Annotated in this window: 23 protein-coding genes; 10 read left to right on the top strand and 13 right to left on the bottom strand. The window is 74.2% G+C overall.

The window, feature by feature from the left end; translation table 11 throughout:
* The first annotated feature begins 28 nt into the window (after nucleotides 1–28).
* Nucleotides 29–1,720, top strand: a complete 1,692-nt coding sequence (locus AMK31_RS28015; RefSeq protein WP_073943458.1) for a DUF885 domain-containing protein — start codon at nucleotides 29–31, stop codon at nucleotides 1,718–1,720.
* Between the two features lie 7 nt (nucleotides 1,721–1,727).
* Here AMK31_RS28015 and AMK31_RS28010 read toward each other — a convergent pair whose 3' ends face one another.
* Nucleotides 1,728–2,573: an SDR family oxidoreductase gene (locus AMK31_RS28010; RefSeq protein ID WP_073943663.1), complete on the bottom strand. Its 846-nt coding sequence runs from the start codon at nucleotides 2,571–2,573 to the stop codon at nucleotides 1,728–1,730.
* Between the two features lie 184 nt (nucleotides 2,574–2,757).
* Entirely contained in the window at nucleotides 2,758–3,258 is a 501-nt protein-coding gene (locus AMK31_RS28005) for a rhodanese-like domain-containing protein (protein ID WP_073943457.1), read from the bottom strand.
* Between the two features lie 120 nt (nucleotides 3,259–3,378).
* On the opposite strand from AMK31_RS28005, the gene AMK31_RS28000 reads away from it, so the two are divergent.
* Nucleotides 3,379–3,825, top strand: a complete 447-nt coding sequence (locus AMK31_RS28000) for an Lrp/AsnC family transcriptional regulator (protein ID WP_073943456.1) — start codon at nucleotides 3,379–3,381, stop codon at nucleotides 3,823–3,825.
* Here AMK31_RS28000 and AMK31_RS27995 read toward each other — a convergent pair.
* From AMK31_RS27995 to AMK31_RS27975, 5 genes are all read right to left on the bottom strand, one after another.
* Nucleotides 3,819–6,809: an AAA family ATPase gene (locus tag AMK31_RS27995; RefSeq protein WP_073943455.1), complete on the bottom strand. Its 2,991-nt coding sequence runs from the start codon at nucleotides 6,807–6,809 to the stop codon at nucleotides 3,819–3,821. The two genes, AMK31_RS28000 and AMK31_RS27995, sit on opposite strands and share 7 nt — an antisense overlap.
* A gap of 31 nt (nucleotides 6,810–6,840) precedes the next feature.
* Entirely contained in the window at nucleotides 6,841–8,004 is a 1,164-nt protein-coding gene (locus AMK31_RS27990) for an exonuclease SbcCD subunit D (protein ID WP_073943454.1), read from the bottom strand.
* A 117-nt stretch (nucleotides 8,005–8,121) separates the two neighbouring features.
* Nucleotides 8,122–8,748, bottom strand: a complete 627-nt coding sequence (locus tag AMK31_RS27985) for a YigZ family protein (RefSeq protein WP_073943453.1) — start codon at nucleotides 8,746–8,748, stop codon at nucleotides 8,122–8,124.
* A 20-nt stretch (nucleotides 8,749–8,768) separates the two neighbouring features.
* Nucleotides 8,769–9,311, bottom strand: a complete 543-nt coding sequence (locus tag AMK31_RS27980) for a SixA phosphatase family protein (RefSeq protein WP_073943452.1) — start codon at nucleotides 9,309–9,311, stop codon at nucleotides 8,769–8,771.
* Nucleotides 9,308–10,036, bottom strand: coding sequence for a hypothetical protein (locus AMK31_RS27975; RefSeq protein WP_107468743.1), 729 nt, complete (start codon nucleotides 10,034–10,036; stop codon nucleotides 9,308–9,310). The genes AMK31_RS27980 and AMK31_RS27975 overlap by 4 nt, the downstream gene beginning before the upstream one ends.
* 122 nt (nucleotides 10,037–10,158) lie before the next feature.
* On the opposite strand from AMK31_RS27975, the gene AMK31_RS27970 reads away from it, so the two are divergent.
* The 3 genes from AMK31_RS27970 to AMK31_RS27955 all read left to right on the top strand — a co-directional run bounded on the left by AMK31_RS27970 (nucleotide 10,159) and on the right by AMK31_RS27955 (nucleotide 13,294).
* Nucleotides 10,159–10,566 (top strand): CoA-binding protein, encoded by a 408-nt coding sequence (locus AMK31_RS27970; RefSeq protein WP_073943450.1) that lies wholly within the window; start codon nucleotides 10,159–10,161, stop codon nucleotides 10,564–10,566.
* A gap of 247 nt (nucleotides 10,567–10,813) precedes the next feature.
* Nucleotides 10,814–12,037: a 4-hydroxybenzoate 3-monooxygenase gene (locus AMK31_RS27960; protein ID WP_073943449.1), complete on the top strand. Its 1,224-nt coding sequence runs from the start codon at nucleotides 10,814–10,816 to the stop codon at nucleotides 12,035–12,037.
* Between the two features lie 138 nt (nucleotides 12,038–12,175).
* Nucleotides 12,176–13,294 carry a cation diffusion facilitator family transporter gene (locus AMK31_RS27955; protein ID WP_073943662.1) on the top strand — a complete coding sequence of 373 codons (1,119 nt, stop codon included), beginning with the start codon at nucleotides 12,176–12,178 and terminating at the stop codon, nucleotides 13,292–13,294.
* Nucleotides 13,295–13,516: 222 nt separating this feature from the next.
* Here AMK31_RS27955 and AMK31_RS27950 read toward each other — a convergent pair whose 3' ends face one another.
* Nucleotides 13,517–14,077: a YbaK/EbsC family protein gene (locus AMK31_RS27950; RefSeq protein ID WP_073943448.1), complete on the bottom strand. Its 561-nt coding sequence runs from the start codon at nucleotides 14,075–14,077 to the stop codon at nucleotides 13,517–13,519.
* 20 nt (nucleotides 14,078–14,097) lie between these two features.
* Entirely contained in the window at nucleotides 14,098–14,670 is a 573-nt protein-coding gene (locus AMK31_RS27945) for a helix-turn-helix domain-containing protein (RefSeq protein ID WP_073943447.1), read from the bottom strand.
* A 124-nt stretch (nucleotides 14,671–14,794) separates the two neighbouring features.
* Between AMK31_RS27945 and AMK31_RS27940 the strand changes: the two genes are divergently transcribed.
* On the top strand, nucleotides 14,795–15,652 hold the full coding sequence (locus AMK31_RS27940; RefSeq protein WP_073943446.1) for a DMT family transporter: 858 nt from the start codon (nucleotides 14,795–14,797) through the stop codon (nucleotides 15,650–15,652).
* Nucleotide 15,653: 1 nt separating this feature from the next.
* Here the strand turns inward: AMK31_RS27940 and AMK31_RS27935 are convergent, their stop codons facing one another.
* Entirely contained in the window at nucleotides 15,654–16,457 is an 804-nt protein-coding gene (locus AMK31_RS27935) for an acyltransferase (RefSeq protein ID WP_073943445.1), read from the bottom strand.
* Nucleotides 16,458–16,565: 108 nt separating this feature from the next.
* On the opposite strand from AMK31_RS27935, the gene AMK31_RS27930 reads away from it, so the two are divergent.
* Entirely contained in the window at nucleotides 16,566–17,102 is a 537-nt protein-coding gene (locus tag AMK31_RS27930) for a gamma carbonic anhydrase family protein (RefSeq protein ID WP_073943444.1), read from the top strand.
* A gap of 16 nt (nucleotides 17,103–17,118) precedes the next feature.
* Here the strand turns inward: AMK31_RS27930 and AMK31_RS27925 are convergent, their stop codons facing one another.
* Complete coding sequence (locus AMK31_RS27925; RefSeq protein WP_073943443.1) at nucleotides 17,119–17,766, bottom strand: DedA family protein; 648 nt, start codon at nucleotides 17,764–17,766, stop codon at nucleotides 17,119–17,121.
* A gap of 129 nt (nucleotides 17,767–17,895) precedes the next feature.
* On the bottom strand, nucleotides 17,896–19,656 hold the full coding sequence (locus AMK31_RS27920; protein WP_073943442.1) for an RICIN domain-containing protein: 1,761 nt from the start codon (nucleotides 19,654–19,656) through the stop codon (nucleotides 17,896–17,898).
* A 302-nt stretch (nucleotides 19,657–19,958) separates the two neighbouring features.
* On the opposite strand from AMK31_RS27920, the gene galU reads away from it, so the two are divergent.
* Nucleotides 19,959–20,882, top strand: a complete 924-nt coding sequence (galU, locus tag AMK31_RS27915; RefSeq protein WP_073943441.1) for a UTP--glucose-1-phosphate uridylyltransferase GalU — start codon at nucleotides 19,959–19,961, stop codon at nucleotides 20,880–20,882.
* A 67-nt stretch (nucleotides 20,883–20,949) separates the two neighbouring features.
* On the opposite strand, the gene AMK31_RS27910 is transcribed toward galU, so the two are convergent.
* Entirely contained in the window at nucleotides 20,950–21,387 is a 438-nt protein-coding gene (locus AMK31_RS27910; RefSeq protein WP_073943440.1) for a DUF4442 domain-containing protein, read from the bottom strand.
* A gap of 85 nt (nucleotides 21,388–21,472) precedes the next feature.
* Here AMK31_RS27910 and AMK31_RS27905 point away from each other — a divergent pair, with 85 nt between their 5' ends.
* A complete protein-coding gene (locus tag AMK31_RS27905) occupies nucleotides 21,473–22,423 on the top strand; it encodes a hypothetical protein (RefSeq protein WP_073943439.1) in 951 nt (316 codons plus the stop codon).
* A gap of 79 nt (nucleotides 22,424–22,502) precedes the next feature.
* Complete coding sequence (locus tag AMK31_RS27900; RefSeq protein ID WP_073943438.1) at nucleotides 22,503–23,531, top strand: hypothetical protein; 1,029 nt, start codon at nucleotides 22,503–22,505, stop codon at nucleotides 23,529–23,531.
* Nucleotides 23,532–23,537: the final 6 nt, after the last annotated feature.

The raw sequence follows: 23,537 nt of genomic DNA, 5'->3' as shown, positions 1-23,537 counted from the left end.
CGCGGGCCGTCGTACGAGGATGGGCCGCATGTCAGAGACCAAGAGCCAGCTGCCTCGCGAAGTCGCCGACGCCTACGTCGACGAGCTCGTCGCCCTCGACCCGGTGACCGGTACCTACCTAGGTGTGAAGGAGAGTTCGAGCCGGCTGCCCGACACCTCGCCCGCGGGTCAGGAGGCGCTGGCGGAGCTGGCGCGCCGGACGCTGGCACGGCTCGACGAGGCCGAGCGCCGGCCGGGCGCGGACAGCGACATCGAGCGCCGCTGCGCCCGGCTGCTGCGGGAGCGGCTGACCGCCGAACTCGCCGTGCACGAGGCCGACGAGGGGCTGCGCGCGGTCGGCAACATGGGCACCGCCGCCCACCATGTGCGCGAGGTGTTCACCGTGACCCCGGCGGACACCGAGGAGGACTGGGCGGCGATCGCCGAGCGGCTGCGCGCGGTGCCGGCCGCGCTCGGGGGCTACCGGGAGTCCCTCGCCCTCGGCCTGGAGCGCAAGCTGTACGCGGGCCCGCGCCCGACCGCCGTCTTCATCGAGCAGCTCGGCGAATGGGCGGACACCGACGGCTCCGGCCGCGGCTGGTTCGAGGACTTCGCCGCCGCCGGCCCGGACGCCCTGCGCGCCGAACTCGACGAGGCCGCCCGGGCGGCGACGACGGCCGTCGCCGAGCTGCGGGACTGGGTGCGCGAGGTGTACGCGCCGGCCGTCGAGGGCGCCCCGGACACGGTGGGCCGCGAGCGCTACGCCCGCTGGTCGCGCTACTACAACGGCACCGACCTCGACCTGGACGAGGCGTACGCCTACGGCTGGTCGGAGTTCCACCGCCTTCTCGGCGAGATGCGGAAGGAGGCGGAGAAGATCCTGCCGGGCGCCGGGACGCCGTGGGTGGCGCTCGCGCACCTCGACGAGCATGGCCGGCACATCGAGGGCGTCGACGAGGTCCGGGACTGGCTCCAGGGCCTGATGGACCAGGCGATCGACGCGCTCGACGGCACCCACTTCGAACTCGCCGAACGGGTGCGGAAGGTGGAGTCGCGGATCGCCCCGCCCGGCAGCGCGGCCGCGCCGTACTACACGGCTCCGTCGGAGGACTTCTCCCGTCCGGGCCGCACCTGGCTGCCGACCATGGGCCTGACCCGGTTCCCGGTCTACGACCTGGTGTCCACCTGGTACCACGAGGGCGTGCCCGGCCATCACCTCCAGCTGGCGCAGTGGGCGCACGTCGCGGAGAACCTGTCCCGCTACCAGGCCTCCGTCGGCATGGTCAGCGCCAACGCCGAGGGCTGGGCGCTGTACGCGGAGCGGCTGATGGACGAGCTGGGTTTCCTCACCGACGCGGAGGTGCGGCTCGGATACCTCGACGCGCAGATGATGCGCGCCGCCCGGGTCATCGTCGACATCGGCATGCACCTGGAGCTGGAGATCCCGGCGGACTCGCCGTTCCACCCGGGCGAGCGGTGGACGCCGGAGCTGGCCGAGGAGTTCTTCGGCGCGCACAGCAGCCGTCCGGCCGACTTCGTGTCCAGCGAGCTGACCCGCTATCTGACCATCCCCGGCCAGGCGATCGGCTACAAGCTGGGCGAGCGGGCCTGGCTGCTCGGCCGGGAGAAGGCGCGCGAGCGGCACGGGGACGCCTTCGACCTCAAGGCCTGGCACATGGCCGCCCTGTCCCAGGGGTCGCTGGGCCTGGACGACCTGGTGGACGAGCTGGCCCGGCTCTGACCGTGTCTCAGCGCCGGAAGCCGCCCTCGGAGTCGATCACCTGACCGGTCACCCAGTCCGCCTCGTCCGTCGCCAGCCAGGCGATGAGGCGGGCCGGGTCGTCCGGCATGCCCCAGCGTCCGGCGGGGAAGCGGGCGGCGATCCCGTCGTAGGCGTCGCCCGTCAGGTAGCCGGTGTCGACGGGCCCCGGGTTGACGGTGTTCACGGTGACCGCCTGCTCGGCGAGGGTGGTGGCGAGGGAGCGGGTGATGGAGGCGAGGGCGCCCTTCTGGAGGGCGTAGGCGATCTCGCCGGGCATTCCGCCCGCGATGTCCTGGCCGGAGGTCATCATCACCACCCGTCCGCCCGGGGTACGCGGCGGCAGTCCGGCGCGCAGCCCGGCGTACGCCTGCGTCAGCAGCAGCACCGAGCGGGTGTCGACCGCCCAGTGGGCGTCGAGCATCGCGGCGTCGATGGTGTCGAGGGTGCCGTCGGAGCCGCTGAGGGCGTGGTTGGCGACGAGGATGTCCAGCCGCCCGCCGAGCGCGTCGGCGGCGCCGGCGATCAGCTTCGCGGGGGCCGCCGGGTCGGCCAGGTCGCCGGGGCCGTGCACGACCCGCGCCCCGGGGTCGCCCAGGGCCTCCCGGACGGAGGCGGCCACCTCCTCCGGCTCGTCGGCGCCCCACGGCTGGGCGGAGTCGTGCGGCACGTGATGGTGCAGGTAGACGCTCGCCCCGTAGGCCGCGAGACGCCGGGCCACGGCGTGCCCGATCCCACCGCGCCTGCTGGCCCCGGTGACGAGCGCGGTCCGACCGCGCAGGGGCAGGGGGTCGCGACGCAGTTCTTCGGGAGCGGGCTGCGGAAGTCGGGCCATACAGATCATGATGCGCGCCACACGAGGACCACGTCATCCCCGGGGCTCCTGTCCAGACGGGGGCGCAGCGCAACCCCCCAAGGGGCGCGGGGAACTGCGCGCCCAGCCCCCCACGACCCGCACTCGCCGAACGACAGAACCACGCACCACCCCAGGCGGTCTTCTCCACCAACCGCCGGAGGCCTCAGCAGCCGCAGTCCTCCGAGTCCACCGGCGCCGTCAGCGGATCCGCGACGCGCCGCTCACGCCCCTCCCAGGTCTCGAACTCGAATCCCTCACGCACCCAGTACTCGAACCCGCCCAGCATCTCCTTGACCTGGTAACCGAGTTCGGCGAGCGCGAGCGCGGCCCGCGTCGCGCCGTTGCAGCCGGGCCCCCAGCAGTACGTCACGACCGGCACCGACTTGTCGAGCAGCTGCTCGGCCTGCTCGGTGATGAGCGCGGTGGGCAGGTGGATCGCGCCGGGCACGTGTCCCTGGTCCCACGCCGCGGTGGAACGCGAGTCCAGCACCACGAACCCCGGATCGCCGCCGGAGGCAAGCGCGGCGGCCACGTCCGAGACGTCGGCGTGGAAGACGAGGCTGGCCCGGAAGTAGGCGGCGGCCTCGGCGGGGGCGGCGGGCGCGACGCGCAGGACGGGGTTGGCGGCGGTGTCGGTGGCGGCGTTGGCGGTGGCGGCGGTCATCGCGAACCTTTCTGGTGGTGTCCGATGACCGGAAATCTACGGTCGTTGATCATCTTCCTGAAGGGCCGATCCCCGGCGTGAAGCTTGATCGGCGGGGGATTCCCCTGCTATCCCTCGCACATGACCACGTTTTCCCCGGACGCCACCGACTGGCGCATCCTCGACGTCCTCCAGCGGGAGGGCCGGGCCAGCTTCGCCGAGCTCGCGCGGGCCGTCTCCATGTCCCCGAGCGCGGTGACCGAACGGGTCCGCCGGCTGGAGGAGGCGGGCGTCATCCGGGGGTACGCCGCCGTCGTGGACCCGGACCGGCTGGGCCTGCCGATCCTCGCGTTCGTCCGGCTCCGGTACCCGAACGGCAACTACCGGCCCTTCCACGACCTGGTCGCGGTGACCCCGGAGATCCTGGAGGCGCACCACGTCACCGGTGACGACTGCTTCGTCATCAAGGTCGCCGCCCGCTCGATGCGGCACCTGGAGGAGGTCTCGGGGCGGATCGGGGCGCTGGGGTCGGTGACGACGAGCGTCGTCTACTCGTCGCCGCTGCCCCGGCGGCCCCTGGCTCAGTGACCCCGCTGCCGCAGGGTCGACCCGGATCTTCCCTTGACGACCTCCAGCTGTGCGTGGATCCGCCGCCGCAGGTCGGCGACATGGCTGACGATGCCGACGCTGCGGTCGCGTTCGCGCAGTGAGTCGAGCACGTCCAGCACCTCGTCCAGCGTCTGGTCGTCGAGGCTGCCGAAGCCCTCGTCGATGAAGAGGGTGTCCAGGCGGACCCCGCCGGCCTCGTCGGTGACGACGTCGGCGAGGCCGAGGGCGAGCGCGAGGGAGGCGAAGAACGTCTCGCCGCCGGACAGCGTCGCCGTGTCCCGCTCCCGTCCGGTCCAGGCGTCGACGACGTGCAGCCCGAGCCCGCTGCGGCCGCGTCCGGCCCGGTCGTCGGAGTGCACGAGGGTGTAGCGGCCGGACGACATGCGCCGCAGCCGTACGGTCGCGGCGGCGGCGACCTGTTCCAGGCGGGCGGCGAGGACGTACGCCTCCAGGCGCATCCTGCGCTCGTTGTCCGCGGAGGTGCCGGCCGCGAGACCGGCGAGCCGGGCCACCCGGTCGTACTCGTCGCGCAGTGGCGCGAGCCGGCGTACCCCGGTGGCCGCGCGGGCGGAGAGCCGGTCCAGTTCGGTGCAGCGGCGGGCGGCGGCGTCCCGCGCGGAGGCGGCCTCGCGCACCCGTCGTTCCGCCTCGGCGGCGGTCCGTTCGGCGGCGGCGAGGTCGGCGGGCGGCCGCTGCGCGGCGGCCGCGGTGTCGGCCTCGGCGAGCACCGCGCGGACCGCGGCCTCCTCGTGCTGCCAGGCGTCCAGGCGTCGTTGCAGCTCGCGGTGGGCGGTGTCGTCCAGGAGGGCGGCGGCCGCGTCCCGCGGGGTGTCGAAGCCGGCCCGGTAGGCGGCGTCGGCGAGCCGGGCGTCGGCCTCCTTCAGGCGCTGGGCGGTGTCCTCGGCGGCGCGCGCGGTGTCGGCCGCCTCGGTGAGCCGGGCGGCCCACCGCTCCAGCTGGGCGGCTCGCGCGGCCACGCTGTCCGCGCCGCCGCGTGCCTGTGCCAGCTCCTCCTCGAGGGTGGCCCGCTCGCTCTCCAGGCGCTCCCGGTGGCCCACGCGGGCGGCGGTGCGGACGGCGGCCTGCTGGCGGTCGGCGGTGCGCCGCTCGTGCTCCCGCTCGGCGTGGCGCAGCTCCTCGTTGGCGGCGTGCAGCGCGGAGGCGGCGTCGCGCGCCTGCCGGTACTGCCGCTCCAGCTCCTCGGCCTCGTGGGCCAGTCGTGCGGTCGGCAGGTCGCCGGCCTCGGCGGTGGCGGCGGCCAGCGCCTCCCGTACGGCGCCCAGGCGGCGCTCGTCCTCGGCGCGCTGCTCGTCGGCGCGCTGGTAGGCGGCCAGGGCGCGTTCCTCGGTCTCGCGGCCGACGTGCCCGGCGACCTTGCGGGCGGGGGCGGGGTGGTCGGTGGCCCCGCAGACGGCGCAGGGGGCGCCGTCGACGAGGTTCGCGGCGAGTTCGGCGGCGATGCCGTCGAGGCGCTGTTCCTTGAGGTCCAGCCAGTGGGCGCGGGCGTCCACGGCGGCCGTGGCGGAGGTGAGGGCCTGCCGCTCGGCGTCGTCCGCCTCCCGGGTGAGCCGGTCCCGCTGCCGGGCCGCGTCCAGCCGCCGCCGGGCGGGCTCGCGCTGCGCGGCGAGCTGTTCGGCGCGGCCGGCGGCCTCCTGCGCGGACTCGATACGGGCCCGCAGTTCCGCGCGGGTGGTCTCCCAGTCGGCGAGCCAGGACTCCGCCTCGTGGAGGATCTCCTCGTCGGCGCTCTCCTGGCGGTCCAGGTGGGCCCGTTCGGCGACGAGGTCGGCGAGCCGGCGTTCCGCGCGGCGGGCGGACTCCAGGCCGCCCAGCTCCTCGGCGGCCCGGCGGGCGTCGGCCGCGAGCCCGGCGGCACCGGCGTCGGCGTACCGCTCCGGCAGCTGCCCGCGCGCGTGCGCCTCGGCGGCGGCCGCGCGCCGGTGTTCGGCCTCGGCGGAGTCCCGCAGCTCCAGGGCGGGCGCGACGGCCTCGGCCTTGCGGGCCCGCTCCATCCGGGTCTGCGCCTCCCGGTGGGCATCGGCCCGCTCCTCCAGCAGCACCGCCCGCTGCCTTGCCTCGGCGAACCGCCGCTGCAACCGGGCCAGTTCCCGTACGTCGTCCAGGGTTCGGTCGGCGGCGGCCCGCGCGGACTCGGCGGCGGCGAGGCGGCACTGGGCGACGGTCAGCTGTTCGCGGGCGGTGCTCCGGGCGACCGCGGCGGCGGTGAGCACGGCGTCGGCCAGGCCGGGGTCGCCGGGGGTCAGCTCGGGCAGCTCCATGGCGCCGCCCGCCGCCTGCTGCATGCGGTGCGCGTCGGCGAGCAGGGCCGCGTCGCCCTCGCGGACGTCGGCCTCGGTGGCGCGGCGGCGCTCGGCGAGCCGCTTCTCGACCTCGGCGAAGCGGTGGGTGTCGAAGAGCCGGCCGAGGAGTCTGCCGCGGGCCTCGGCGTCGGCGCGCAGGAAGCGCGCGAAGTCGCCCTGCGGCAGCAGCACCACCTGGCAGAACTGTTCGCGGCTCATGCCGATCAGCTGGGTGATCTCCTCGCCGATCTCCTGGTGGGAGCGGCTGCGGTCGGTCCAGGCGCCGGCCGTGGCGTCGTACTCGCGCAGCCAGGTCTGGGCCTTGTCCAGGGTGGTGCCCTTGCCGCGCTTCTTGGGGCGCTCCCAGGGCGGCTGGCGGGTGATCTCCAGCCGGCGTCCGGCGACGGTCAGTTCCAGGGTGACCGTGGTGCGGGTGCCGGGTGCGGCGTGGTCGCTGCGCAGGCCGGTGCCCTGGCCGCTCTGCCGGGCGCCCGGCACGGAGCCGTAGAGGGCGTAGCAGACCGCGTCGAGCACGGAGGTCTTGCCTGCGCCGGTCGGTCCGTGCAGCAGGAACAGCCCGGCGGCGGACAGCGCGTCGAAGTCGACGCTCTGGGAGCCGCCGAAGGGACCGAAGGCGGTGATGTCGAGCCGGTGCAGCCTCATCGGGCGACCTCCGTGAAGTGGGCGCGTGCCGTCACCGGGCCACCTCGCGCACGGTCTCGTCCGCGCGGACCGCGTCGAACGCGTCCCGCAGCACGGCCCGCTCCCGTTCGTCGGGGCCGGCGCCGCGGACGTGGGCCACGAAGTCCTCGGCGATCTGCTGGTCGCTGCGGCCGGCCAGGCGGCGGGCGTAGGACACGTCGGGGTCGTCCTGGGCGCGGTCGGGGTCGAAGACGAGGCTGAGGGTGTGCGGGAAGCGCTCGGTGAGCCGGGCCATGGGCTCGGTGGGGCGGACCGCGTCGGTGAGGGTCGCCTCGACCCAGGCGTCCTCGTGCGGCGCGAGGTCCGGGTCGGCGAGCAGGTCGTCCAGGGTGCCGCGGACGCGGGCGAGCGGCCGGGGCACCGGGCAGTCGACGCGCTCGGCGGTCACCGCGCCGTCGGCGTCGAGGTCGACGAGCCACATGGTCTTGCGGTGCGCGGCCTCCGAGAAGGAGTACGGCAGCGGGGAGCCGGAGTAGCGCACGCGCTCGGTGATGGTCTGGCAGCCGTGCAGATGCCCCAGGGCGGCGTAGTCCACACCGTCGAAGACGCCGGCCGGGACGGCGGCGACTCCGCCGACGGTGATGTCCCGTTCGCTGTCGCTGGGCTCGCCGCCGGTGACGAAGGCGTGGGCGAGGACGACGGACCGGGTGCCGGGCGGGCGGCCGGCGAGGTCGGCGCGGACCCGGTCCATGGCGGCGGCCAGCACGGTCTCGTGCCCGGGCCTGTCCACCCCGAACTCGTCCTTCACCAGGGCGGGTTCGAGGTACGGCAGCCCGTAGAAGGCCACCTCGCCGTGCGCGTCCCGCAGTACGACGGGGGTGCCGCACGCGGCGGGCTCGGTCCGCAGGTGGATGCCCGCCCGCCCGATCAGCCCGGCGCCCACGCCGAGGCGGCGGGCCGAGTCGTGGTTGCCGGAGATCATCACCGTCGGCACACCGAGGTCGGCCAGCCGGTGCAGGGCGTCGTCGAACAGCTCGACCGCGGCGAGCGGCGGCACCGCGCGGTCGTACACGTCCCCCGACACGACCACCGCGTCCACCGCGCGCTCGCGCACGGTGGAGACGAGGTGGCCGATGAACTCGGCCTGGGCTCCGAGCATGTTCACCCGGTGGAACGCCCGGCCGAGATGCCAGTCGGAAGTGTGCAGCAGTCGCATGAGCCCCGAGACTAACGGCCGGGTCTGACATCACGGCCGGTTACTCCTGTATCGCCCGTCATGCCCGCACGACTATCTACCGGTTACAACCTCTTGGCCCGATTTGTGCGCCGCGAATCACACATCTCCGTAGGCCTCTCCGCCCAGTTCGAACCCGGCGGTCCCGGCGGTGGCGTCGGCGAGCCAGGCACGGAAGGCGTCCACGTCGGCGTCGGGCAGGCCGATCTCGATCGTGACCTCCTCCCCGTAGCGCACGTCGCGGACCTCGCGGCCGGTGGCCCGCAGATCGTTCTGCACCTTGCCCGCGCGCTGGTGGTCGACGGTGACGGTGGCCAGCCGGAAACGCCGCCGGGTGATCGTGCCGAGCGCGTCCAGGGCCTCGCCGACCGCTCCGCCGTAGGCCCGGATGAGTCCGCCCGCGCCGAGCTTGACGCCGCCGTAGTAGCGGGTGACGACGGCGACGACGTACCGCATGTCGCGGCGCAGCAGCATCTGGAGCATGGGGACGCCCGCGGTGCCGCCGGGCTCGCCGTCGTCGCTCGCCTTCTGGATCGCGGCGTCGGCGCCGATGACGTAGGCCCAGCAGTTGTGGGTGGCGTCGGCGTGTTCCTTGCGCACGGCGGCGAGGAAGTCCTGGGCCTCCCGCTCGGTGGCCGCCGGTGCGAGGGCGCACAGGAAGCGGGAGCGGTTGACCTCGGTTTCGTGCACGCCCGCGCGGGCGACCGTGCGGTACTCGTCCTGCATCCGGCCAGCCTATGCGGCGGCTACTCCTTCTTCCCCCTCGGTACCGTCACCCAGGTCAGCAGCGCCGTGCCCGCGCGGAGCGCCGCCCAGTCGGTGCTGTGCCAGGCGAGGGCGGCGAGCGCCGAGGTCGGGAACTTGCTCCGGACCCGGTCCAGGGTGTCGTCCAGGCCGTCTCCGGCGAGGGCGAGGACCAGTTCCTCCAGGCCGGGGTTGTGCCCGATCAGCAGCAGGGTCCGCACCTCGGCCGGCACCTCGCGCACGACGGCGATCAGCTCGGGCACCCCGGCGGCGTACAGCCGCGGCTCGAAGCGTACCGGCGGCGGGGTGCCCCACTGGGCGGCGGCCAGCTCCCAGGTCTGCCGGGCGCGCAGGGCGGTGGAGCACAGGGCGAGGTCCGGCAGGCAGTCGGCGGCGGCCAGCGCCTGCCCGGCGGCGGGGGCGTCGCGGCGGCCGCGCGGGGCGAGCGGCCGGTCGTGGTCGGGCACGTCGAGCGGCCAGGCGGACTTGGCGTGCCGCAGGACGACCAGGCGGCGCAGCGGGCCGGCCTTCGCGCGCCTGATCATGACGGGGCCCCCAGGTCACCGGCGAGGTCGAGGCCGAGCAGCCGGTCCGCGTGGACGTACGTCTCGAAGCGGGCGCCGTCGGGCAGCTCCGGCTCGGTCTCCACCCACCGCAGGACGCTCAGCACGCCGGGCACGTCCAGGTCGTCCTCCCACGCGGCGCGCAGCCGTCCGCGCACCTCCTCCGGGATCGGCCGGGACGGCTGCCGCGCCCACCCCGCGACGGCCCGCCGCCAGCCGGCCACCGCCTCCCGCGCCTCGGCCAGGGCGTCGGCGTCCAGCCGCACCGGCTCGCTGCGGCGCCGGGACAGCAGCGCCAGCCGCAGCGCGCCCGGGTCGGTGTCGTCCACGGGGAAGCCGCCGGGCGGCCCGACCGCCGCCACGGCCACCCGCACCCCGCCGTCCGGCACCGGGGTGCCCTCCGCGGCGACGTGCAGCACCTGCCGCTCGCCCAGCCCCGGCCCGGCCGCCGCGCGGTCCTCCAGCGGCCGGACGCCGAGCGCGGCGGCCGCCGCCCGCAGCTCCGTCTGCTGCCGGCCGGCGCGGAGCAGGCCCCAGACCGGTGTCCCGCCGAGTTCGAGGGCGCGCACGAGGACGTCGGCGACGAGCAGGACCCGCAGGGCGGTGGTGTCGAGGGCCGGCGCGTGCGCCTCGACACGGGTGAGGCCCCGGCGGGCGGGGGCGGCCTCGACGGCTTCGCCGGTTCCGGCGTCGATGATGCGCAGCACGGTGCGAGCGTAGGCCGAGGCGCGCCCGTACGCAGGCCCGCGGCGCGGGAATCTTCGCCCGCCGCCCGCCGTTCTCATGATCGGACGGCAGTGCGAGGCGATCAGGCCCGAGGAGGCCCAGGGTGTACGGCGACGAAGCGACGGTCCGCAAGATCCTCACCGAGAGCGGCGACACGTGGGCGGTGGTGGGTCTGTCGACGAACCAGCGGCGCGCGGCCTACGGCGTGGCCGCGGTGCTGCAGCGCTTCGGCAAGCGGATCGTGCCGGTGCACCCCAAGGCGGAGACGGTGCACGGCGAGCCGGGCTACGCCTCGCTCGCCGACATCCCCTTCGACGTGGACGTCGTCGACGTCTTCGTCAACAGCGACCTGGCCGGGGCGGTCGCCGACGAGGCGGTCGCGAAGGGTGCGAAGGCGGTCTGGTTCCAGCTGGACGTCGTCGACGAGGCGGCGTACGAGCGCACCCGCGCGGCCGGTCTCGACATGGTCATGGACCGGTGCCCCGCGATCGAGATACCGCGCCTCGGCTAGGGCCTGTCGTTTGGATCATCCCGGCGTCGCGGAGTCTGGCACGCACATCTGCCGCGTTGTCGTCACTCGCCGACGCGCCGCGTCGACTCCCTCCTCCGCCTTGCAGCTGCACGCACCAGACCCCGCTCGGCTCGGCCAGGACGCACCGTCCCTCACAGCCGGCCTGATCCAAACGACAGGCCCTAGCCGGCGGCCGCGGCCCCGCCCCTGGCACCGCCCGCCCGCGGGGCGCCGCCATAATGCTCGGATGTCTCTCTCCTCCCCCCACCGCAACTCCCCCACTCCGCAAGGGTTTCCGGTCGTCATCGTGGGCGCCGGGCCCGCCGGGCTGACGCTCGGCAACATCCTGCGGGCCGCCTCCGTGCCCTGTGTGGTGCTGGAGGCGGAGAGCAGGGAGTTCATAGAACGGCGGCCCCGGGCGGGGGTTCTGGAGGAGTGGGCCGTGCGCGGCCTGGAGCGGCGGGGGCTGGCCGGGAACCTGCTGGCGCGGGCCCAGCGGCACACGGAGTGCGAGTTCCGCTTCGGCGGGGAGCGGTACCGGCTGCCGTACACCGAGCTGACGGGACATCACCACTTCGTCTATCCGCAGCCGTTGCTCGTGACGGACCTCGTGCGGGAGTACGCCGACGTGCGCGGCGGCGACATCCGGTTCGGGGTGCGGGACGTCCGGCTGCACGATCTGGACACGGACCGCCCGTCGGTGTCGTACGACTGCCCGGAGAGCGGCCGGCGGGAGGTGATCCGCTGCGACTTCGTCGCGGGCTGCGACGGGGCGCGCGGGGTGACGCGTGCCGCGGTGCCGGACGCCCGGACGGCCCGCCACGACTACGGCGTCGGCTGGCTGGCGCTGCTCGCGGAGGCGCCGCCGTCGTCGGACTGCGTGGTGTTCGGCGTCCATCCGCGCGGGTTCGCCGGGCACATGCCCCGCAGCCCCGAGGTCACCCGCTACTACCTCCAGTGCCCGCCCGGCGACGACCCGGCGAACTGGCCGCACGAGCGGGTCTGGGAGGAGCTGCGCCGGCGGCTCGGCGCGGCGGACGCCCCGCCCCTGACGGAGGGGCGGCTGATCGAGAAGCGCGTGCTGGACATGCACAACTACGTCGTGGAGCCCATGACGTACGGGCGGCTGTTCCTGGCCGGTGACGCCGCGCACCTCACCGCGCCGATAGCGGCGAAGGGCATGAACCTCGCGCTGCACGACGCGTTCCTGCTCGGCGACGCGCTCGTCGACCACCTCGTCCGGGGCGACCGTACGGGGCTGGACGGGTACTCGGCGGCCTGCCTGGGGCGTGTCTGGGACTACCAGGAGTTCTCCCAGTGGCTGTCGGAGGTGTACCACGGGGCGGCCTCGGACGATCCGTACCGCGCGGGCACCACGCTCGCCCGGCTGCGCCGGCTGTTCGACTCCCCCGGTGCCGCGACGGTGTTCGCGGAGCGGTATCTCGGCAAGACCGCCCTCACCTCGTGGTGACCGCCGAAACCGGCACCTGATGCGCGGCTGCGTATCCTGCGCAGGTGACAGGTGCATGCGTGCGCTCTTACGCACATAATGGCGGCGGAGCATCACGCGCCACGCGCCCTCCGGCGCGCGCACCGGAAGGAGACCCCCGTGAGCGACCGGCACGGACACACCCACCGGCACGGGCCCCGGCCCCGCGATGACCATCACCACGACCATCACCACGACCACGGGTCCGATCACCCCGAGCAGCCCGGTCACCACCACGAGCCCGGCCGCCTCCGCGGAACGCGGCACCGGCTCGCCCACCTCCTCACCCCCCACTCCCACGACACCGCCGACAAGGTCGACTCCGCCCTGGAGTCCTCCGCGCGCGGCATGCGGGCCCTGTGGGTCTCGCTCGCGGTGCTCGGGGCGACGGCGATCGCGCAGGCGGTCGTCGTGGTGGCGTCCGGGTCGGTGGCGCTGCTCGGCGACACGGTGCACAACGCCGCGGACGCGCTGACCGCCGTACCGCTCGGCATCGCGTTCCTGCTCGGCCGCCGCGCGGCCACCCGGCGCTTCACCTACGGCTACGGCCGTGCCGAGGACCTCGCGGGGATCGTGATCGTGCTGACCATCGCCGCGTCGGCGGCCTTCGCCGGGTGGACGGCGGTCGAGCGGCTGCTCGATCCGCGCCCGGTGGCCCACGTCCCGGCGGTGGCGGCGGCCGCGCTGGTCGGCTTCGCGGGGAACGAGTGGGTGGCCCGGTACCGGATCCGCGTCGGCCGGGAGATCGGCTCGGCGGCGCTGGTCGCCGACGGGCTGCACGCCCGCACCGACGGGTTCACCTCACTGGCGGTGCTGCTGGGCGCGGGCGGAGCCGCGATGGGCTGGCGCCTGGCGGACCCCGTCGTCGGGCTGGCGATCACGGCGGCGATCGTCCTGGTGCTGCGGGACGCGGCGCGCGAGGTGTTCCGGCGGGTGATGGACGCCGTGGATCCGGCGCTGGTGGACCGGGCCGAGCACGCGCTGCGGGCGGTGCCAGGCGTGCGGGAGGTCGGCGAGCTGCGGCTGCGCTGGATCGGGCACCGGCTGCGGGCCGAGGTGGCGGTGGTCGTGGACGGCGACGTGACGGTCCGCGAGGCCCACGCGATCGCGGTGGACGCCGAGCACGCCCTGCTGCACACCGTGCCGCGGCTGACCGCCGCCCTGGTGCACGCCGATCCGGCGCCGGTGCCCGGTGAGGCGGACCCGCACATGGCGCTGGCCCACCACGCGACGGCCTGACGTCACACCGGGGCGCGGATCGGCAGGCCCGGCGGGCTGGTTCGGGGGCCGCCGCCGGCTCTAGGGGGTGTCTCGTCGATCAGGCCGGATCAGGGAGCGGCGTCTGGTGCCGTGCATCGCAAGGCGGAGGAGGGAGCCGATGCGGCGCATCGGGGACCGACGACAACGCGGCGAGGCGCGGTGCCAGGCGCCGCGAGCCCGGCATGATCGGCGAGACGCCCCCTAGACCGGGACCCCCAGCCCATCCAGCACCACCGCGCCCGGCAGTTCCGCGAACGCCTTCCCGGGGACGAGCAGCTTGCCGCGCCGCCGTCCGCTGCCGACCAGGACGTACGGCAGGTCGACGACGGCCGAGTCCACCAGCACCGGCCAGTCGCCGGGCAGGCCGACGGGCGTGATGCCGCCGTACTCCATGCCGGTCTCCCCGGTCGCCGTGTCCATGGGCGCGAAGGAGGCCTTGCGGGCGCCGAGCTGGCGGCGTACGACACCGTTGACGTCGACCCGGGCGGTGGAGAGCACGACACATGCGGCGAGGGTGCTCTCGCCGCCGCGCTTCCCGGCGACGACCACGCAGTTCGCGGAGCGCTCCAGCAGGTCCCGGCCGTAGTGCTCGACGAAGACGGCGGTGTCCGCCCACCGCGGGTCGGTGTCGACGTAGAGGATCTGCTCGGCGGGGACACCGCCGCGCCACTCGCGTACGGCGTCGGCGACGGGGCGGGTCAGCTCGTCGAGGCAGTCGGGAGCCGGGGTGGCGTGGTCGAAGTCTCCGATGGGTGCGCGCATGGCCGCACGGTAACAGCCGCTCACTGGACGGGCGGCACCGAGACGGCCATGACCATTTCCATCGGTACGGTGCCCTGGTTGCCGTAGGTGTGCGGGCTGTTGGCCTCGAAGGACGCGCTCGCGCCCGCGGGGACGAGGTAGTCCACGCCGTCGACGGTCAGTGTCAGCTCGCCGGCCGTGACGTGGACCAGCTCGACGGTGCCGCCGGGGTGCGGTTCCGACGGGCTGTTCTCGCCCGGCATCAGGCACCAGTCCCACATCTCCAGCGGACCGGGGGCCTCGGCGCCCGCGAGCAGCCGGTTGTAGCTGCCGGCCTCGGTGTGCCAGAGCCGCACGGCCCGCTCGGCGGGGACGATCCGGACCCTGGGTCCCCTCTCGTAGTCGAGCAGGGTGGTGATGCTGACGCCGAGCGCGTCGCCGATCTTGACGATGGTGCCGATGCTCGGGTTGGTACGGGCCTGCTCGATCTGGATGAGCATGCCCCGGCTGACCCCGGCACGGGCGGCGAGCACGTCGAGGGTGAAGCCGCGCACGGCACGCCAGTGTTTGACATTGCGCGCCAGGGACTGGGTCAGCAGGTCGAGATCCGACACGTTCCGTCCACCATCAGAGTCTTCGGAGTCCAATATTATGGATGACAGCGTGCACTTCACTGAACTACCGTGAGGTGCACCCGACCGTTCCCGATCGTTCACCGAACTGTACTGCGAGGCCCCCGTGACAGCACTCTTCGCCCTGGCCACCAGCCTTCTGTGGGGCCTGGCCGACTTCGGCGGCGGACTGCTGACCCGGCGCCTGCCCGCTCTCACCGTGGTGGTCGTCTCGCAGTCGATCGCCGTCCTGGTCCTCGGTGCGATCGTGGTCGCCACCGGCGGCTGGAGCGAGGCCGGGCCGCAGCTGTGGTTCGCGGTGGGCGCCGGTCTGGTGGGCCCGGTGGCGATGCTCGCCTTCTACAAGGCGCTCGCCCTCGGACCGATGGGCGTGGTCTCACCGCTCGGCTCGCTGGGCGTGGCGGTCCCGATCGGCGTCGGGCTCGTCCTGGGCGAACGCCCCGGGCTGGTCCAGCTCGCGGGGATCGCGGTCGCCGTGGCGGGAGTGGTGCTCGCGGGCGGACCGCAGTTCAAGGGCGCTCCGGTACAGCGGCAGGCGGTGCTGCTCACCCTGCTCGCGGCGTTCGGCTTCGGCTCGGTGATGGCGCTGATCGCCGAGGCGTCGACCACGCTGACCGGCCTGTTCCTCGCCCTGTTCGTGCAGCGGGTCACCAACGTGGTCGCGGGCGGCACGGCTCTGTACGTCTCCGTGCGGCGCGGCTCCCCCGCACTTCCCGCCGACGGCTTCCCCTGGCGTGCGCTGCCCGCGCTCGCCTTCGTCGGACTCGCCGACGTCGCCGCCAACGGCACCTACTCGATCGCCGCCCAGCACGGCCCGGTGACCGTGGCGGCAGTCCTCGCCTCGCTCTACCCGGTGGTGACCGCGCTGGCAGCGCGCGGCTTCCTCAGCGAGCGGCTGCGCGCGGTCCAGGCCGCGGGCGCCGGACTGGCGCTGGTCGGCACACTGATGCTGGCCGGCGGGTGAGTCAGGGCTCCGCGTCGGCCCCGTCCAGCTCCAGCCGGGCCACGTCCGGCTCGTCCAGCTCCGCGAGCCGGGCCACCGCCGCCTCGTCCAGCTCCGACAGCTTCACCAGCTCGTCGGAGGTCACGCCCTCCGGTATCGGCACGGGCGCCGGGGTGCGCAGCGGCGGCTGCCAGCCCTCGGCGGGCGTCCAGCGGCGTACGACCTTGGCGGGCGCGCCCGCCACCACGGCGTGGTCGGGCACCGTGCCGCGCACCACCGCGCCGGCCGCGACCACCACGTTCCGCCCGATCCGGGCCCCCGGCAGGATCACGGCGCCGGTGCCGATCCAGCAGCCCGGCCCGATCTCCACGGGCTCCATGCGCGGCCACTGCTTGCCGATGGGCTCGTGCGGGTCGTCGTAGGAGTGGTTGGTGGAGGTGACGTAGACGTACGGTCCGAAGTAGCAGTCGCTGCCGATGGTGACCGTGGTGTCCGCGATGACATGGCTGCCGCGGCCGAGGACCACACCGTCGCCGATGCGCAGGATCGGGTCCGGGCCGAGGTCGAGGTCCGGCATCAGACCGGCCGTCAGGGTGACCTGCTCACCGACGATGCAGTGGGCGCCGAGGTGGATCCAGGGTTCGCCGAAGACCGTGCCGAGCGGGAAGGCGAGTCTGGTGCCGGTGCCCATCGAACCGAAGCGGAACCGTCCCGGCCGCTCGGCGGTGACCGAGCCGGTGCGCTGCACCCAGGCCCAGCCCGCGTGGACCGCGCGCTGCGCCAGGCGGCGGCGCCATGATGAGAACGTGTTCTTGGGCTTCGGCACCCGCTCACGGTACTCAGGGCGTCACAGGGCCCGGGGACCGGAGGCCTGTGATCTTCGCCCTACCGGGTGGCGTACGGTGCGGGGGTAATCGACGACAAGGAGGCGACGATGGCTCACCAGGCGCTGATCACGGGTATCGGCGGCAAGGAACCGGCCGTGGACCCGGAGGCGTTCGTGGCGCCGACGTCCACGGTGATCGGGGACGTGACGCTGGGGGCGGGCGCGAGCGTCTGGTACGGGGCGGTGCTGCGGGGCGACGTCGAGCGGATCTCGGTGGGCGCGAGCAGCAATGTGCAGGACAATTGCACGCTCCACGCCGACCCCGGCTTCCCCGTCGCCGTCGGCGAGCGCGTCTCCATCGGGCACAACGCCGTCGTGCACGGCGCGACCGTCGAGGACGACTGCCTGATCGGCATGGGCGCCACGGTGCTCAACGGCGCGGTCATCGGCGCGGGTTCCCTGGTCGCCGCGCAGGCGCTGGTGCCGCAGGGTATGCGAGTGCCCCCGGGCTCGCTCGTCGCCGGCGTACCGGCGAAGGTCAGACGGGAGCTGACCGCCGAGGAGCGCGAGGGCATCACGCTGAACGGGACGATGTACGCGGAGCTGGCGAAGGCGCACCGCGAGGTGCACACCGCCCGCTCGTAGCGCTCGGCCGCAGGGCTCAGTCGGTGGCCGGGACCGGGTCCGGCTCGGCCACCTGCTGCTGCGTCGCCTGCTTCGCCTTGCGCTTGATGATCAGCATGGAGGCGAGGCCGACGCACACCGCCAGCACCAGGCCGACCCAGGAGAAGCGCTTGAGCCAGGCCTCGGCCACCACGCCGACGTAGTAGATGACCGCGGTGGTGCCGCCGGCCCAGACGATGCCGCCGAGGACGTTGGCGATCAGGAACTTCCAGTACGGCATGCGCAGCACACCGGCGAGCGGGCCCGCGAAGATGCGCAGCAGGGCGATGAAGCGGCCGAAGAAGACGGCCCACATGCCCCACTTCTCGAAGGAGCGCTCGGCGGTGGCGATGTGTCCCTCGCTGAAGTGCCGGGGGAACTTGTTGCCGAGCCAGGCCAGCAGCGGGCGTCCGCCCTTGCGGCCGATGGCGTAGCCGATGGAGTCGCCGATGATCGCGCCGGCGGTGGCGCAGGCCCCGAGGATCACCGGGTCGATGTCGCCGTGCTGGGAGGCGAGCAGCGCGGAGGAGACCAGGATGATCTCGCCCGGCAGGGGGATGCCCAGGCTCTCCAGGCCGATGACCACTCCCACCAGCGCGTAGATGCTGACCGCGGGTACGGTCTCGAGCCACTCCTGGACGTGCACCGCAGCTCCCCTCTCGTCTCTCGTCGCCTCACCGGCATGCGCCCGGCGGGCGCATGCCGGTGCAGCCTACCGGGTCACGGTCCGGCGGCGGTGCCCGCCGGGGTGACCCCGTGCGGCCGGGAAACGGCGTCAGCCGAGGAGTGTGGCGGCGTCGGCGGCGACAGCGACGGCCCGCACGGGCGGCGCGGCCTCCTCGGCCCCTGGGTGAGAGGCCCCGTCGGCCCGCTCGCTCGCCGGAAGGGGGCCCGCGTCGATCCGCCCGGCCTCCGGCAGCAGATCCGCGTCGACCGGCTCGCCCGCGGGCGGAAGGTCCACGTCGACCTGCCCGATCCCGGGGACCGATCCCTGCCGCCCGCCCGCGTCCCGCCGGGGCCTGTTCCCGCCCGGCCCGTCGTCCACCGGCTCGACCTCCCAGCGCTGTGCCGCCGAGCCGTCCCGGCCGGTGACGACGACGTCCGCGCCGGAGCCCGCGGCGACGGCCCGTCCGCGGTGCCGGCGGGGCAGGATTTCGCCGCGCACGGTGAGGTCGTACCGCGTCCGTCCGGCGGGCTCGGCGCACTCGGCGAGCACCACCGTCCGGTCGCCCGCGTCGAGACACAGCGCCGGGTCGGTGGCACTGCGCAGCAGTCCGTCGCCCCGGTACGACCACTGCCCGGCGGAGGAGCACGCCGCCAGACCGGCACGCGCCCCCGCCTCGGGCGCGCCGCCGGTGTCGAGGCACCGGCCGGCGTCCAGGTTGCGCAGCCGGCCGCCGCGGACCTCGTCGGCGTGGTCCGCGGGGTCGGCCGAGGGGAGCTGAGGGGTCGGGGTCGGGGCCGGCCGGACCGTGTGGCCGCTGGGCGCGCCCCAGGTGGCGTGGGTGCCGGGGGCGACACCGTTGTCACCGGACCAGCCCCTGACCACCAGCAGGGTGGCGAGCAGGGCGAGGGACGTGACGCCGACGAGGAGGGCGGCCTTGGCGGGCCGCCGGGACAGGGCGCGCCGGCCGCCGCGCACGGCCGTGACCCGGTGCCGGCCACCGCCGGCCGGGCGGGTGCGGGCGGTGTGGGGTGCGTCGGCGGTGCCGGCGCGGCCGGGGCGGGAGTCGAGGTAGCGGCGGGCGCCCCAGCCGAGCACGGTCTCCGCCAGCAGCACGCCGAGCGAGCCGTCGAAGTGGGCGAGTTGTTCGGCGGCGTCCCGGCAGTACCGGCATTCCTGGAGATGGCGCCGCACATCGGGCAGCAGGGTGCCGCCGCGGCGCATCGGGATGTCGAGGAGCCGGTTGTGGAAGCGGCATTCCTTGGTGGGGGCGAGTTCCCGGTGGGCCCGTACGCAGCCCGCCCGGAATTGTTCCCGGGCCTGTTCCAGCACGGTCGCGGCGGTGAGCGTGTCCACTCCCGACAGACCAGCCGGTACGGATATCGGCTCCGCCTCCACCTCCGTGTGCCACAACAGACATTGGGAGGCGGCCGGGAGAGTGTGGAACGCGCGCTCGGCGAGGCGCCTCCGTTCCGGTGTGGCGGGCCGGGCGGCACGCAGTCCGCGGCCGCCGGTGGGCTTTCCCAGATCCGGCAGCAGGGACGTCAGTACGGCGTCGGCGGCCCAGTCGGCGACCGTCTCCCGTACGGCCGCGAGCAGCCGTGGGCGCAGGGCGCCGCCGGCGGCCGGGGAGCCGACGAGCACCTGACGGAACGCGGCGGCGGTCACCATCGCCGCCGAACTCGCCTTGCTTGCGAGGCAGATGGCGGCGTACTCGTGGACCGCCCGCCAGTGCCGGGCGAGCAGCAGGGCGAGGGCCCGGGAGTCGTACTCGGGGCCGCCGAGGCGGGCGACGAGCTCGCGGTCGGAGAGCCCGGGACCGGATCCGGGGTGGGGCGGGTAGGGCGGACGTGGGGGGTAAGGAGGTTGCACGGAAAACCATTTCCTTCCGCACTTATGTGCCTGGCATTTGCCTTCCCGCGGGGGGCATACCCTCGCACACACGTCTCACAGGAAACAAGAAGTCCGACTGAGCGGGAATCAGTTGACCGGAAATGCCGTGTCGTTACCGCCGGTATCCGTACCGGCATTCGAAATTACTCGGCCGCGGGCGACAACTTGTGCACGGACAAAGCCGGTTGGCGCACCAAATCTCCGATTTCCCCGCACGGTTCCACAGCGTTCTCCCATGCGGTTCTCGGCGTGCTCTTATCCCGGTGCCCCAGCATGGCCGCATGAGCGCCCTCCACACTCAGGTCCGCAAGGCGGTCGTCCCGGCCGCCGGCCTCGGCACCCGCTTCCTGCCCGCGACGAAGGCGACACCGAAGGAGATGCTTCCGGTCGTCGACAAACCCGCCATCCAGTACGTCGTCGAGGAGGCCGCCGCGGCCGGGCTCGACGACGTGCTCATGGTCACCGGGCGGCACAAGCGGGCCATCGAGGACCACTTCGACCACGCCGTGGAACTGGAACGCGCCCTCGCCGCCAAGGGCGACACCGTACGGCTGGACGCGGTCCGCGACCCCGCGCGGCTGGCGAACATCCACCACATCCGCCAGGGCGAGCCGCTGGGCCTCGGGCACGCGGTGCTGTGCGCCCGCCGGCACGTCGGCGACCAGCCGTTCGCCGTCCTGCTGGGGGACGATCTGATCGACCCGCGCGAGTCCCTGCTCGCCCGGATGCTGGAGGTGCGCGAGCGGCACGGCGGCAGCGTGGTCGCGCTGATGGAGGTGCCGCCGGAGCAGGTGCACCTCTACGGCTGCGCGGCCGTCGAGCCGGCCGGCCGGAACGGGATCGTCCGGGTCACCGGCCTGGTGGAGAAGCCCGCCCGGCAGAACGCGCCCAGCCGGTACGCGGTCATCGGCCGCTATGTGCTCGACCCCGCCGTCTTCCCGGTCCTGGAGCGCACCCCGCCCGGCAGGGGCGGCGAGATCCAGCTGACCGACGCCCTCCAGGAACTGGCCGCGGGCGGCACGGTGCACGGAGTGGTCTTCACCGGGGCCCGCTACGACACCGGCGACAAGGCGGACTATCTGCGCACGGTGGTCCGCATGGCCTGCGAGCGGCCCGACCTGGGGCCCGGGTTCACGGCCTGGCTGCGGGAGTTCGTCGCGGGGCTCGACGGCACGGCCGCCGCCCGGGGCATCGCCGCGGCCTGAGCGCATGCCGAGGGCCCCGGCCGCGACGCGACGTCCGGGGCCCTGACGGCCGTGGGAGCCGTACGGCTCAGCTGTTGGGGCGCAGTGTCCAGACGACGGTCATCTCGCTGGTGACGGCGCCGTCCTCGCGCTGGATCGCCACGCTCACCGGGAACTCGGGGCGCTTGCCCGCGTCGAGTTCGGCGACGACGTCGGCGATCGGACGGCCGAGGGTCGCGGTGGCCTTCACCGGGCCCAGGGCGATCTTCTTGAACGCGATGTCGGCGTGGACGGGGAGCGGTACGGCGCGCGAGAGCTGGTCCCCGAAGGCGGCCAGGACGATCGCGCCGCTGGCCGACTCGCCGAGGGTGAACATCGCCCCGGCGTGCGGCCCGCCGACGTGGTTGCGGTACTCGCTCTGGTCCGGGAGGGCCAGCACGGCCTTCTCCGGAGTGGTCTCCAGGTACTCCAGGTTCAGGGTCCGAACCATCGGCACCGTGGCGGCGAGCAACTCGCCGATCGACATCTGATCTGCGCTCATGACCGCATGTTACCCATGAGTAGCCAAGCCTGACCAGACTCGTACGATGATCGCCGTATCCTTGCGGCCCATGTGGCATGGAGAGCAGCCGCCGACGAGCGGTCCCGATCCGCACGACCCGCAGAACAACCCCTACCGCCAGCCCGCTCACCAGCAGACCGGCCCCTCCGCGCACAGCCCGCGCCCCTGGGACGCCCCAACCCTCCCCGCCGCGCCGCCGAGCGGCGGCGGCGACGCGGGGGGCGGGCGGCGGACGAGGATGATCGCGATCGGCGCGGCGGCGGCCGTCGTGGCGGCCTCCGCCGTGACCGGCGCCGTACTGCTCGGCGGCGACGGCGACCAGGCGCCCGCCCCGGCGCCGAGCACGTCGTCGGCGGCCCCCTCCGCCACCGGCAACCCCCGCGACGGGGACGGCCCGAAGCCGACCGTCGCGGGCTGGAAGGTCGTCGTCAACCCGGACCTGGGCGTCGCCTTCGACGTCCCGGCCGAGTGGGCGCCCCAGTCGCCGGACTGGGTCAGCTACGTCACCGAGGACGACGACCCGCTGGAGAAGCCGCTGGTCGCGATGAAGGCACCCGCCCTGCTGAAGGAGAAGTGGTGCTCGTCCGACGACGACCGGGACGGCACCGCCGACGACACCCCGCTGGCGAGCGCCGGCACCCGCGGCAACAACGGGGCCCGCGATCCCGGGGAGGCCGCCCGCGCGGACTCCGCGAACTGGGTCTACGGCCTCTACACCCAGCCGGACCGCGCGAAGGTCACGACCGGCCCGGCGACCTCGTTCACCACCGACTCCGGTCTCGACGGCACCCTCGTCACCTCGTCGTCCTCCGGGGTCGAGCGGCGGGAGAAGTGCGACTCGGACGGCAAGGCCACCACCTTCGCCTTCGAGAACGGCGACGGTGACGTGGTGTCGTGGTCGTTCGTCGGCGCGCACGAGGTGGGCGAGGAGGTACCGGACGCCACGGTGAAGGAGATCGCCCGGACGGTGCGCCTCTACACCGTGCCGTCGGAGTCCTGAACACGTGCACGGTTTCGCTACCGCCCTGACAAGGGGCGGTGACCGAATCGTGTCGTGAACACCACTAGGGTTACCGCTCATGTGGCCAGGACAGCAGCAGCCCGGGGGCGAGCAGAACCCGCAGGGCCAGAACAACCCGTACCAGCAGCCGGGGTACCAGCAGCCGAATCCCTATCAGCAGCCCGGCTACCAGCAGCCCAACCCGTACCAGCAGCAGCCGCAGTGGAACACCCCCGCGCCCGTGGGTGCCCCGCAGCCGGCGACCGACGGCGGTGGCGGTGGCGGCGGTGGCGGCAACCGGACGAAGCTGGTCGCGATCGTGGCGGCCACGGCCGTGGTCGTCGCGGCCGGCGTGACCGGGTTCCTGGTCCTCGGCGGCGACAAGGACGACCAGGCCGACGGCGGTTCCAAGACGAAGACCAGCCAGTCGCCCGCGCCGCCCGCGGAACCCACCGCGAGCTCCTCCGGGACGGACGACAACCCGCGCGACGGTGAGGCGGAGAAGCCGACCATCGCGGGCTGGAAGGTCGTCGTCAACCCCAAGTGGGGCGTCGCGTTCGACGTGCCGGCCGACTGGGAGGTGCAGGACCCGGGCATGCTCATCGCGTTCGAGGAGGAGAACGCGGACGAGCTCAAGCCGCTCGTCACCATGACCGGCACCGCCATCTACCAGTCCAAGTGGTGCACGTCGGACGACGACAAGGACGGCAGGAGCGACGACGTCGAGCTGGCCGCGGTCGGCACCAAGGGCGCCGACGGCGCCAAGGACACCGACGAGGTGGCGATCAACACGGTCGCCTGGTGGGTCTACGGCGGCTACACCCAGCCGGACAAGAAGAGCATGGTCTTCGAGGAGAAGGCCGAGCCCTTCACGACCGCCTCCGGCATCGAGGGCAGCGTCGCCTGGGCCGAGTCGAAGGACACACCCCGCAAGGGCAAGTGCGCGAGCGACGGCAAGGCGATGACGTTCGGCTTCCAGAACTCCGCGGGCGACTACGTGGCATGGAACTTCTTCGGCGCCAAGGGCGTGAAGAAGGAGGTCTCCAAGGAGACCATCATGAAGATCGCCGGCACCATCCGGCTGCACGGCGAGCCCACGGGCGGCTGACCTGCG

The sequence above is a fragment of the Streptomyces sp. TSRI0107 genome, assembly GCF_001905845.1.
Classification (GTDB): Bacteria; Actinomycetota; Actinomycetes; order Streptomycetales; family Streptomycetaceae; genus Streptomyces.
Note: the sequence above shows the minus strand (reverse complement) of the source record. Positions and strands in the feature narration are given on the sequence as shown.

Excerpts from the sequence above, each read along its gene's own strand:
- AMK31_RS28000 (WP_073943456.1), top strand. The coding sequence starts at position 3,379 with ATGACCACGTTTTCCCCGGACGCCACCGACTGGCGCATCCTCGACGTC.
- AMK31_RS27990 (WP_073943454.1), bottom strand. The coding sequence starts at position 8,004 with ATGCGACTGCTGCACACTTCCGACTGGCATCTCGGCCGGGCGTTCCAC.
- AMK31_RS27980 (WP_073943452.1), bottom strand. The coding sequence starts at position 9,311 with ATGATCAGGCGCGCGAAGGCCGGCCCGCTGCGCCGCCTGGTCGTCCTG.
- AMK31_RS28015 (WP_073943458.1), top strand. The coding sequence starts at position 29 with ATGTCAGAGACCAAGAGCCAGCTGCCTCGCGAAGTCGCCGACGCCTAC.
- galU (WP_073943441.1), top strand. The coding sequence starts at position 19,959 with ATGAGCGCCCTCCACACTCAGGTCCGCAAGGCGGTCGTCCCGGCCGCC.
- AMK31_RS27960 (WP_073943449.1), top strand. The coding sequence starts at position 10,814 with ATGTCTCTCTCCTCCCCCCACCGCAACTCCCCCACTCCGCAAGGGTTT.
- AMK31_RS27950 (WP_073943448.1), bottom strand. The coding sequence starts at position 14,077 with ATGCGCGCACCCATCGGAGACTTCGACCACGCCACCCCGGCTCCCGAC.
- AMK31_RS27900 (WP_073943438.1), top strand. The coding sequence starts at position 22,503 with ATGTGGCCAGGACAGCAGCAGCCCGGGGGCGAGCAGAACCCGCAGGGC.
- AMK31_RS28010 (WP_073943663.1), bottom strand. The coding sequence starts at position 2,573 with ATGGCCCGACTTCCGCAGCCCGCTCCCGAAGAACTGCGTCGCGACCCC.
- AMK31_RS27930 (WP_073943444.1), top strand. The coding sequence starts at position 16,566 with ATGGCTCACCAGGCGCTGATCACGGGTATCGGCGGCAAGGAACCGGCC.
- AMK31_RS28005 (WP_073943457.1), bottom strand. The coding sequence starts at position 3,258 with ATGACCGCCGCCACCGCCAACGCCGCCACCGACACCGCCGCCAACCCC.
- AMK31_RS27910 (WP_073943440.1), bottom strand. The coding sequence starts at position 21,387 with ATGTCGATCGGCGAGTTGCTCGCCGCCACGGTGCCGATGGTTCGGACC.
- AMK31_RS27995 (WP_073943455.1), bottom strand. The coding sequence starts at position 6,809 with ATGAGGCTGCACCGGCTCGACATCACCGCCTTCGGTCCCTTCGGCGGC.
- AMK31_RS27985 (WP_073943453.1), bottom strand. The coding sequence starts at position 8,748 with ATGCAGGACGAGTACCGCACGGTCGCCCGCGCGGGCGTGCACGAAACC.
- AMK31_RS27905 (WP_073943439.1), top strand. The coding sequence starts at position 21,473 with ATGTGGCATGGAGAGCAGCCGCCGACGAGCGGTCCCGATCCGCACGAC.